This is a genomic window from Bacteroides gallinarum DSM 18171 = JCM 13658, assembly GCF_000374365.1.
Lineage (GTDB): Bacteria > Bacteroidota > Bacteroidia > Bacteroidales > Bacteroidaceae > Bacteroides > Bacteroides gallinarum.
Genome location: NZ_KB894156.1, coordinates 26,806 through 36,941, shown reverse-complemented (window position 1 = coordinate 36,941; position 10,136 = coordinate 26,806). Strand labels below are relative to the sequence as shown.

Below are 10,136 nucleotides of genomic sequence, written 5' to 3'. Positions count from 1 at the left end.
CGTTCAAACGGGAACACTGAGTGAAGCCTGCCAAGCTCACTCTCATTAAAACTTTTGCGGTATTTTTCCAGAACATCAAATTCTGTGAAGCCCAAAGTTGGGTGAATTTCGGAAATATTTTGTATCTTAGCCATATCTTAGTCGGGGAATTTCCCCCGTTTTGGCCTTCAAACCTTATTTGCGGGGGAATACCTAAAGATACAAAAAAGCCAGCTAATTCGCAATATTTTGTGTATGAATTAGTTGGCTGATTTTATATTATTTACTGAATGTCCCGAAATATGGTCGCACTTTCCGCAAGTACCTACCTTGAACTGAAGGCAGCCGCCCCGCCTGGTTACCCCTTACCCTGCCCTGCACTTTCAGGACGGATGCGCTGCATCAGGACAACATCCTTGAACTTCCCCCCTACAAACCACCACTCTTTCAGCAATCCGCACTGTACGAAACCGCAGGAACCGAACAAACGCAAACTCACCTCGTTGTCGGCAGCAATGTGGACGATAAGCTGTTTCAGGAACAAAAAGCCGAAAGCATAATCGCACAGCAACCTCAGGGCATCGGCCGCATACCCATTGCCCTGATACTCGCTTCTCACTGCAATCCCTACCTCGCCACGGGAATGCATCGGCACGAAATCCGTAATATCGATAGTGCCCACCACCGCATCGTCCGTACAACGCACAATCATCATACGGAGTTGGCGGTCGGCAAACATATCGCACTGCGAATCCTCTATGTACCGCTTCAATACATACCTGGAATACGGCACAGAGAAATTGGTTACATCCCAAGCCTGCGAATCATTCTCCATGGCATACATTATTTCCAAATCCTCCGGCTCCATGGCACGAAGGCGTACACGTTCGCCTATAAAATAAGAAGGTTTCATGTTTCTTTATCGATAGATATTTCCGGAAAACACATATAAAATTATTCCTCTCCCTTGTCTATATGCAGTTCCTTACGCAACCGCCCCTCACCGGGCAGGCAGAACAGCGATGCAGTCAAAGCTATCAAGGCGCAGAGCACTCCCTTATTGCTCAGCATCATATAATAGGTAAGGAAACCCGCCAGCACCGGTATGGCAAGCAGAGCCAAGCGTATCCCGCTCCACAACGCATACAACCGCAGGGCATCGGAGATAGCCACCGCATCTATTTTCTTAACCAGTACCCACGAGAAAAGTTTCAAGGAGACAGGTATCAATATTGCCGTAAGCAAAATCGTGAAAGTCTCTGCAAAATACGTGACACGCACATCTCCTGCATAGATACCGACCCATTCTCCCCCCATTTCGCCGAACACCGTGAGGAATACGGGCAACAACCAGAAATATACAAACAGCATCTTCATGCGGGATGCAACCCGCTTTATCTTTTCTTCCATGCACTCTACTTTTAAGTTATGTCATACCGCACCCGTAAACGGAGTGCGGTTTACGATACTACGCCCAAGGGTCACCTCGTCCGCATACTCCAACTCATCCCCCACCGAAATGCCGCGGGCTATCACAGACAGTTTCACTCCCGATTTCTCCAGCTTACGGTAAATATAAAAATTGGTCGTATCGCCTTCCATAGTGGTGCTGAGGGCAAACACCACTTCCTTAACACCCCCGGCGGCCACCCGTTGCACCAGGCTCTCTATCTCCAAATCACCGGGACCTATCCCGTCCATTGGCGAAATAACCCCGCCCAGCACATGATAGAGGCCACGGAACTGCTGCGTTGCTTCCACCGCCATTACATCGCGTATGTTCTCCACCACACAAATAATGGAAGGGTCGCGCTGGGGATTGGAACAAATGCGGCAAGTCTCCGTATCAGAAATATTGTGGCACACCTTGCAATACTTCACTTCATGTTTCAGCGTAACGATAGCATTGCCGAAAGCCTCCACCGTAGCCGTGTCCTGCCGCAGCAGGTGAAGCACCAGCCTCATGGCCGTCTTTCTGCCCACCCCCGGCAGCTTGGCGAACTCGTTTACCGCCTTTTCCAATAATATCGAGGGAAATTGTCCATTCATACCTAAAGTTCTCCTATCGGTGGGCAAAGATAGAGAGAATTCCGGATTATGAACGAAATTTTTTGAAATAAGTGTTACCTTTGCAGGAAGAAACAAATCAAAAAACAGACAACGAAATGGAGATAACGAACGCTGAATTCGTCATCAGCAATACAGACGTCAGGAAATGCCCCGGCGGGACATTCCCCGAATACGCCTTCATAGGACGTTCCAACGTAGGAAAATCCAGCCTTATCAATATGCTGACAGCACGCAAAGGCCTTGCCATGACGTCTGCAACGCCCGGAAAGACAATGCTCATCAACCATTTCCTCATCAATAAAAGCTGGTATATCGTAGACCTTCCCGGCTACGGCTATGCCAGGCGCGGGCAGAAAGGGCAGGAACAAATCCAGCGCATCATCGAAACCTACATCCTGCAACGCGAACAAATGACCAACCTCTTTGTGCTCGTAGACAGCCGCCACGAACCGCAGGCTATCGACCTTGCCTTCATAGAGTGGCTGGGCGAGAACGGAGTGCCTTTCGCAATCGTATTTACCAAAGCCGACAAGCTGAAAGGCGGCAAGGTAAACAGCAACATCCGCCGTTATCTGGAGAAGCTGCACGAACAATGGGAGGAGCTCCCCCCCTACTTCGTCACCTCCTCCGAGAGCCGTATGGGGCGGGACGAACTGCTGGATTACATCGAACGAATAAACAAAGATATCAACTCCAAACCATAAATTGAAATGACAAGAACTATTTTCTGGCATCTATTGGTTGCCGCATTGCTAATCGCCTCTAACAGCCAGGCACAATCGCTGAAAGACCTGCTCAGTAAAGAAAACATTGAGAAAGTAGTAAATACCGTAACCGGAAAAAGTACCGCCAACATGGAGGGAACATGGGCATACACCGGCTCGGCAATTGAATTCGAGTCGGATAACCTGTTGCAGAAAGCAGGCGGTTCGGTAGCCGCCAGTGCCGCCGAAAACAAACTGAACGAACAATTGGCAAAGATAGGAATCACAGAAGGGCAGATGTCTTTCACCTTCAATGCAGACAGTACTTTCACCGCCAAAGTGGGCACAAAAAGCATAAAAGGCACTTATTCCTACGATACCTCCACACAGAAGGCCAACCTAAAATTCATGAAGCTGATTCTGCTAAGCGCCAAAATAAACTGCACCTCCACCGATATGGACTTGCTGTTCAACTCGGACAAGCTGTTAAAGCTGATTACCCTGATTGCCAGCAAGAGCAACAACAACACCCTTAACGCAATCGGTTCGCTGGCAGGTAACTACGACGGGATGATGCTGGGATTTGCCTTGAAAAAGGAATAGATATCTATATACAAGTTTACAGAAGAATAATTCCTCAGGTTTTTACGCTGACCCCAGTTCGGGACGCAGTTTAGAGGAGTAAAGGACAGGGGGTATTCTTATTCAGGCTGACTAAAAAGTATACCTAAACAAAGAATCCCCCTAATAACCATAGAGGAGTAACTGTAGATTTACATTTTGATTTCATGAGACAAAAATAAGCGTTTTAACGAAATCCCCCAAGATTTACAACTGAGTCGCCCTTTCTTTTCTATTCAGACTAAAAATATTTATGCTTAATCAATGAATCCCTCAGATTTTTACGTTGACCCTCGCTTCTTCCTGTACAGGTTAGCTAATGTGTATGCATAATGAATGGGGAATTAGTTAATGTTAATACCCCAAGAATTACAACTGAACCGTCGTTTTTACGTTACCTTGTTTTTATATTACTCCCGATAATCCTGCAAAAAGAAACAAAAAAATCCCCGCAAGCATTCAACTTACGGGGATTTCTGTTTTCGAAACAAGAGCGGAAAACGAGACTCGAACTCGCGACCCTAACCTTGGCAAGGTTATGCTCTACCAACTGAGCTATTTCCGCAAATGATGCCCTTTTCACAAAGAGCGTGCCCAGAACAGGACTCGAACCTGCATGCCTCTCGACACACGCACCTGAAACGTGCGCGTCTACCAATTCCGCCACCTGGGCAATCAATCATTAAATCAAAACAAGAGCGGAAAACGAGACTCGAACTCGCGACCCTAACCTTGGCAAGGTTATGCTCTACCAACTGAGCTATTTCCGCAACATTGCTATGTGAAGAGAAGGAGACTCGAACTCCCACGACATAATTGTCACTACCCCCTCAAAGTAGCGCGTCTACCAATTCCGCCATCTCTCCGACATACCTCAACATTTCACAGAACATTGCAATACCTTGTGCCCAGAACAGGACTCGAACCTGCATGCCTCTCGACACACGCACCTGAAACGTGCGCGTCTACCAATTCCGCCACCTGGGCATAGGTAATCACAAATCAAACATCGAGCGGAAAACGAGACTCGAACTCGCGACCCTAACCTTGGCAAGGTTATGCTCTACCAACTGAGCTATTTCCGCGTTTGCGGTTGCAAAGGTAGATATTTTCCTTAAACCTGCAAACATTCCGTGCACTTTTTTCACACATAAAATCGGGCATTCCGCCCAAAGCGAAAGCAGGCTTTTGATTATCAACTCATTCGGTCGCGATAATCTTCGTAAGAAAATTGCCTGAATACATCCGCTTTCCCCTCTTTCGTCCACATGGCAATGGCGGGATGATGAATACCGTTGAACATATTCGTCTTTACCGTGGTATAATGTATCATATCTTCAAAAACAATTCTCTCGCCGATTTGCAACTCGTGATTGAAACTCCACAATCCCATATAGTCGCCGCTCAGACAGGAGTTGCCGCCCAAACGGTACACATACAGCCCGCCGCTACCCATTTCAGCACCCCGGACGGCAGGCTGGTAAGGCATCTCCAGGCAGTCCGGCATGTGGCAGGTGAAGCTCACGTTGAGAATGGCAGTACGAATGCCGCGGTTCTCCACAATATCCACGACTTCGGAAACCAGTACCCCCGTTTGCCAGGTAAAAGCCGACCCCGGTTCCAGTATGATGCGCAAATGAGGATAACGCTCCCTCAAGCCGCGAAGCAGACCGATTAGATGTTCCACATCGTAATCCTTACGAGTCATCAAATGCCCCCCACCCAAGTTCAACCACTTTATCTGAGAGAACCAACGCGAGAATTTCGCCTCCAAATGCTCCAACGTCCGTTCCAGCTCGTAGGACGACGACTCGCAATGGCAATGGCAGTGAAACCCGTCGATACCTTGCGGCAAGGTGTCGGGAAGCTGTTCCGCCATTACACCGAAACGGGTTCCGGGAGCACAAGGATTGTACAACTCAGTTTCCACCTCCGAATATTCCGGATTGATACGTATGCCGCAGGATATACCTTGCCCTTCTACCTGAATCATGGGATAGAAACGCCGGAACTGCGCCAACGAGTTAAATGTGATGTGGCTGCTGCACCGCATGATTTCAGGAAAATCGGCCTCCGTATATGCCGGAGAATAGGTATGCGCCTTGCTGCCGAACTCCTCCAACGCCAGGCGTGCCTCGTATACGGAGCTTGCCGTGGAATGCTCTATGTACTCCCGGAATATGGGAAACGAGCGCCACATGGCGAAAGACTTGAAAGCAAGGATAATTTCCACCCCTGCACGGTGGGCAACACTCTTTATCAGCGCGAGGTTCTTCCTCAACAATTCTTCTTCCATGATATAACAGGGAGAAGGAAACTGGTCGAAATCTTTGTCTGTCATTTTTTCGTTGTATAAACTTTTCTTTATCAATGTCCGTCCTTCCGCATCCGCCTCCAGCAAAGGGTTTCAGGACTATCGGCAAAAGCCGGCAAATCTTTTACTAAAAGTTTGCCGAAAATTTAGTAAAACGTCGGACGCGTTTTACTAAAAAGCGGGGCAAGTTTTAGTAATTTGGGGCAAGAAACCTTTCTTGTAATCATATTTCAACCGCACGGTACGGTTTCTCCCTTCCCGCCTACCCTATCACCTTGAAACGCGCAAAGCGTAAAAGGAGCTGTTTGTCTCCCGCATTCTTGAAGCGGATAGTGGCTTTGGCATTATCGCCTTCGCCCTCCACTTTCATCACCTCGCCCAAGCCGAAACGTTCGTGCTCGATGAGCTGTCCCGGCTGCACACTGTTGCCTCCAGCATTCCCGGAAGAGGTGGAAGCTACCGGCGACGTTCCCGCAGAAGGCGTCACCCGCTTTAAATTGCGGGGAATGGTGGGGGCGATAATTTCCTGTCGAGGACGGGAAATTTCTCCCCGCTTTCCGTACACAGGCGATGAGAAGTTCTCCCGGTTTCCGCGGCGGAAAGATGCGGCGCTCTCATCGATGCTACGGCTCAATCCGGTATCTTGAGGCAGTTTGAGGAACCGTACATCGATGTCCTTCAAAAAACGGCTGGGACTGCCGAACTCCATTTTCCCATAACGGTAACGGCTCTTGGCGTAGGAAAGGAAGCAATGCTCCTCGGCACGGGTAATGGCTACGTAGAACAGGCGGCGCTCCTCCTCCAACGCCCTGGGAGAATCTCCCGCCATGGCGCTGGGGAATAAGTTTTCTTCCATGCCCACCACAAAGACATTCTTGAATTCCAGCCCTTTGGCAGAATGTACGGTCATCAGGGTTATCTTTTCATCGTCTCCGTCCTTGTCCGAATCCTGGTCGGTAAGCAAGGATACTTCCGACAGGAAATCGGCCAGCGTAACGTTGGTATTGCCCTCTTCCTGCCGCTGGGCGCAGAAATCGCTCATACCGTTTGCAAGTTCCTCGATATTCTCCTTACGGCTGAGGTTTTCCGGAGAGTTGTCCTGGCAAACGTCGTTGATAATACCGGACTGCCGGATTATCTCCGTACCGAGCTCGTAGGCATCTTTTTCGGAAACGCTTTCTATAAAACCGGCTATCAGGTCGCGAAATCCTTGCAGCTTGCTTACCGTTCCCTTGTTTATATTCACTCCATATGCCAGCGGCTCGCAGAGCACAGTCCACAAGCTTACGTTATTATCGGTGGCGGCTGCGGTAATCTTGCTTACGGTGGTATCGCCTATCCCGCGTGCCGGATAGTTGATGATGCGCTTGAAGGCTTCTTCATCGTTCGGATTGACCGCCAGGCGGAAATAGGCTATCACATCTTTTATCTCCTTGCGTTGGTAAAAGGACAACCCGCCGTAAATACGATACGGCATACTACGCTTGCGCATAGCTTCCTCGAATACACGACTCTGCGCGTTGGTGCGGTACAATATGGCAAAGTCGGAATAAGCATAATCCTCCTGCCGGCGAAGCTCGGCTATCTTATTGATTACGATATCTCCTTCTTCCACATCGCTGTATGCCTGGTACACTCCGACCGGCTCTCCCCGTTCTTTCTCGGAAAAGACTTCCTTGCGGATTTGCCATTGGTTCTTCTCTATCAGGCTGTTGGCGGCAGAAACAATCGTCTGCGTGGAGCGGTAGTTCTGCTCCAGTTTAAAGACCTGCGTACCCGGATATACTTTGGTAAAATACAGAATGTTGTCGATGTCCGCTCCCCGGAAGGAGTAGATGCTCTGCGCATCATCACCTACCACGCATATATGCTGGTGCTCTTTAGCCAACTGGAGCACAATGCTGTGCTGGGCAAAGTTGGTGTCCTGGTACTCGTCTACCAGGATGTAGCGGAACTGCGACCGGTAACGGGCAAGTACCTCCGGATAATCGCGGAAAAGCAGGAAGGTATGGAACAGCAAATCGTCGAAATCCATTGCATCCGCCTGCCGGCAACGCTCCCAGTAACGGCGGTAGATATCGCGTACGGCGGGCATCTTGGCGGCGCAATCGCTCTCGTAGGCTTCCTTGTTATTGGCATAGCCTGCGGGAGACACCAGGTGGTTCTTGGCACTGGAGATACGCGCCTGCACCGTGCCCGGTTTATATATTTTTTCATCCAGCCCCATTTCCTTGATGATAGAACGCAACAGGCTTTTGCCGTCCGCCGTATCGTAAATGGTGAATTTCGGAGTAAATCCTATCTGTGCGGCTTCTGCATGGAGGATACGCAGAAATATGGAGTGGAATGTTCCCATCCAGAGGCGGCGGGCATGCTCCATACCTACCTGGCGGGCAATGCGCTCCTTCATCTCGCGGGCGGCTTTGTTGGTAAAGGTCAGTGCGAGGATATTCCACGGCTGGTAACCGTTTTCCAGCAGATAAGCTATCTTGTAAGTCAGCACGCGGGTTTTTCCCGAGCCCGCACCGGCTATCACCAACGACGGGCCGTCATTGTAGAGCACCGCAGCACGCTGTCCTTCGTTCAGTTCTTTTATATAATCGGACATATTGATTTATGATTATCCATATTCATATTGCTAAGTAACAATCCGGAGAGTTTCACCACGGATTACACGGATTTACACAGATTTACATATATTGCTTATCGGCATTACATATCTGATATTCCGGATTGGAGAGGTTGGAATTGGTAAAATAAAATCTGTGCAAATCCGTGTAATCTGCGGTGAACCTCCTCAATCATCATGCAAAGATAGAAAAAGCTCCGGACACCAACGAACAATTCCCTATGTTATCGTGTTAGTATAGTAAAGTTTCAAAACCAAATGTTTGGACTTATGAATACGTTATTAATGTCTTTAACGATAATGATTATGACACATGAAATGCCAAAACTTCCTTACGCCAACAATGCGTTGGAACCTGTAATCAGTCAGCAAACAATAGATTACCATTACGGTAAGCACCTGCAAACGTATGTGAACAACCTTAACAATCTCGTCCCGGGAACGGAGTACGAGAACAAGGCTTTAACTGCTATCGTAGCCACCGCGCCCGACGGCGCTATATTTAATAATGCCGGACAAGTGCTGAACCACACCCTATATTTCCTGCAATTCTCTCCGAACCCCTCGCAAAAGGAGCCTGCCGGTAAGCTGGCGGAAGCTATCGAACGAGACTTCGGCAGCTTCGAGAATTTCAAGAAAGAGTTCAATGCAGCGGCAGTAGGGCTCTTCGGTTCCGGCTGGGCATGGTTATCGGTAGATAAGAACGGGAAACTGCATATCACCAAAGAGGCGAACGGAAGCAATCCGGTACGTTCGGGCATGACCCCGTTACTGGGCTTCGATGTTTGGGAACATGCTTACTACCTGGATTACCAGAACAAACGCGCCGACCACATCAATGCCCTTTGGAGCATCATCGACTGGGAGGCGGTAGAGAAACGGATGAAATAAGAATAGTAAACTCTACGACATAGGAAAAGGGGATTTGCAATAATGCAAATCCCCTTTTTCATTAACTACAACCGGAATTTTCAGTCTTCGATAGCCGCCTGCGCCACTTTCAGATAGAATTGAAAATCAAAATCTTATGCAACTTTAGCAAGTGATTTGTAAGTTTGTGATTATCATTCCTGGCAATAGTACATAAAAAGTAGTCTTATTCCTCTATCGCAGCTTGCGCCTCTTTAATTCATATCTGAATATCAGTAGCTTCCCTTTGTTTTGTAAGTAGTTTGTAAGTTTCAGGACTCTTCCTTTTTATGGATTACTTGAAAAAGGTAAGCTGCAAAATGGTTTTAATCATTGAGTTATCTGTATGGGTACTACAGATGAAATAATTAATGTCTTATTCCTTTCTCCTTTCTTTTAATAGTTCAATAATTATATCCTTATCCTTCAGGTTTGAATCAAGACGTAAAATCTGTGAGTTCAGACTCTCTATCTGCTCCTTCAGAAGCTTGATTGTTTCCCTCAGGTTTTCTGCTTCTTTCTTTTCGCTGGATAACTGTACGGCCAGTTCTGCATCACCTATCAGATTATTTGCATTTCCATCCAATGAAACGGCTGCAAGGTGTGCCGATATATGATGCTGTCTCGGACAGAAAAGGGAAAAGAAATTGAAGTCCAATGCTTCGCTGACTTTAATAAGCCTGCTCGTTTCCATTGTCTCCCTTTCCAGTATGCGGTTTATGTGCTGCTGCGGTACACCTATTTTGCGCCCAAGCTCAGATTTGCTTAATCCTAGCTCGTTGCGTCTTTTGTCGATAGCCTGACCTACATGCACGTGTTTTATGTCATTATCCATGCGATTCCTTCAATAAATACATCTTAAACAATAAATCATCAAACAAATATTTGGTTATATAAACCATTTTATGTT

Annotated in this window: 9 protein-coding genes and 6 tRNA genes; 3 read left to right on the top strand and 12 right to left on the bottom strand. The window is 47.8% G+C overall.

Annotated elements, in window-relative coordinates; all coding sequences use genetic code 11:
• Positions 1 to 337: 337 nt before the first annotated feature.
• Genes C233_RS0117655 through recR form a run of 3 tightly spaced genes read right to left on the bottom strand, consistent with a single transcriptional unit; the run spans position 338 to position 2,028 of the window.
• Positions 338 to 892, bottom strand: a complete 555-nt coding sequence (locus C233_RS0117655) for a GNAT family N-acetyltransferase (RefSeq protein WP_018668867.1) — start codon at positions 890 to 892, stop codon at positions 338 to 340.
• 41 nt (positions 893 to 933) lie between these two features.
• Entirely contained in the window at positions 934 to 1,389 is a 456-nt protein-coding gene (locus tag C233_RS0117650; RefSeq protein ID WP_018668866.1) for a hypothetical protein, read from the bottom strand.
• 21 nt (positions 1,390 to 1,410) lie between these two features.
• Entirely contained in the window at positions 1,411 to 2,028 is a 618-nt protein-coding gene (gene recR, locus C233_RS0117645) for a recombination mediator RecR (protein ID WP_018668865.1), read from the bottom strand.
• A 116-nt stretch (positions 2,029 to 2,144) separates the two neighbouring features.
• On the opposite strand from recR, the gene yihA reads away from it, so the two are divergent.
• Both yihA and C233_RS0117635 read left to right on the top strand, forming a co-directional pair.
• A complete protein-coding gene (gene yihA / locus C233_RS0117640) occupies positions 2,145 to 2,753 on the top strand; it encodes a ribosome biogenesis GTP-binding protein YihA/YsxC (protein WP_025069088.1) in 609 nt (202 codons plus the stop codon).
• Between the two features lie 6 nt (positions 2,754 to 2,759).
• The gene (locus C233_RS0117635) at positions 2,760 to 3,356 is read left to right on the top strand and encodes a DUF4923 family protein (RefSeq protein ID WP_025069087.1); all 597 of its coding nucleotides are present in this window, start codon (positions 2,760 to 2,762) and stop codon (positions 3,354 to 3,356) included.
• 510 nt (positions 3,357 to 3,866) lie between these two features.
• Here the strand turns inward: C233_RS0117635 and C233_RS0117630 are convergent.
• The 8 genes from C233_RS0117630 to C233_RS0117595 all read right to left on the bottom strand — a co-directional run bounded on the left by C233_RS0117630 (position 3,867) and on the right by C233_RS0117595 (position 8,296).
• Positions 3,867 to 3,939 (bottom strand) — tRNA-Gly (locus C233_RS0117630).
• A gap of 26 nt (positions 3,940 to 3,965) precedes the next feature.
• Positions 3,966 to 4,047: transfer RNA gene (locus C233_RS0117625), tRNA-Leu, on the bottom strand.
• Between the two features lie 24 nt (positions 4,048 to 4,071).
• Positions 4,072 to 4,144, bottom strand: a tRNA-Gly gene (locus tag C233_RS0117620).
• A 12-nt stretch (positions 4,145 to 4,156) separates the two neighbouring features.
• Positions 4,157 to 4,240, bottom strand: a tRNA-Leu gene (locus C233_RS0117615).
• A gap of 39 nt (positions 4,241 to 4,279) precedes the next feature.
• Positions 4,280 to 4,361, bottom strand: a tRNA-Leu gene (locus C233_RS0117610).
• 25 nt (positions 4,362 to 4,386) lie between these two features.
• A tRNA-Gly gene (locus C233_RS0117605) sits at positions 4,387 to 4,459 on the bottom strand.
• A 110-nt stretch (positions 4,460 to 4,569) separates the two neighbouring features.
• On the bottom strand, positions 4,570 to 5,715 hold the full coding sequence (gene nspC / locus C233_RS0117600; protein WP_026314909.1) for a carboxynorspermidine decarboxylase: 1,146 nt from the start codon (positions 5,713 to 5,715) through the stop codon (positions 4,570 to 4,572).
• Positions 5,716 to 5,950: 235 nt separating this feature from the next.
• Complete coding sequence (locus tag C233_RS0117595; RefSeq protein ID WP_018668861.1) at positions 5,951 to 8,296, bottom strand: ATP-dependent helicase; 2,346 nt, start codon at positions 8,294 to 8,296, stop codon at positions 5,951 to 5,953.
• 291 nt (positions 8,297 to 8,587) lie between these two features.
• On the opposite strand from C233_RS0117595, the gene C233_RS0117590 reads away from it, so the two are divergent.
• Positions 8,588 to 9,208 (top strand): superoxide dismutase, encoded by a 621-nt coding sequence (locus C233_RS0117590; protein ID WP_025069086.1) that lies wholly within the window; start codon positions 8,588 to 8,590, stop codon positions 9,206 to 9,208.
• Between the two features lie 394 nt (positions 9,209 to 9,602).
• On the opposite strand, the gene C233_RS0117585 is transcribed toward C233_RS0117590, so the two are convergent.
• Entirely contained in the window at positions 9,603 to 10,061 is a 459-nt protein-coding gene (locus tag C233_RS0117585) for a helix-turn-helix domain-containing protein (RefSeq protein WP_018668859.1), read from the bottom strand.
• Positions 10,062 to 10,136 lie beyond the last annotated feature (75 nt).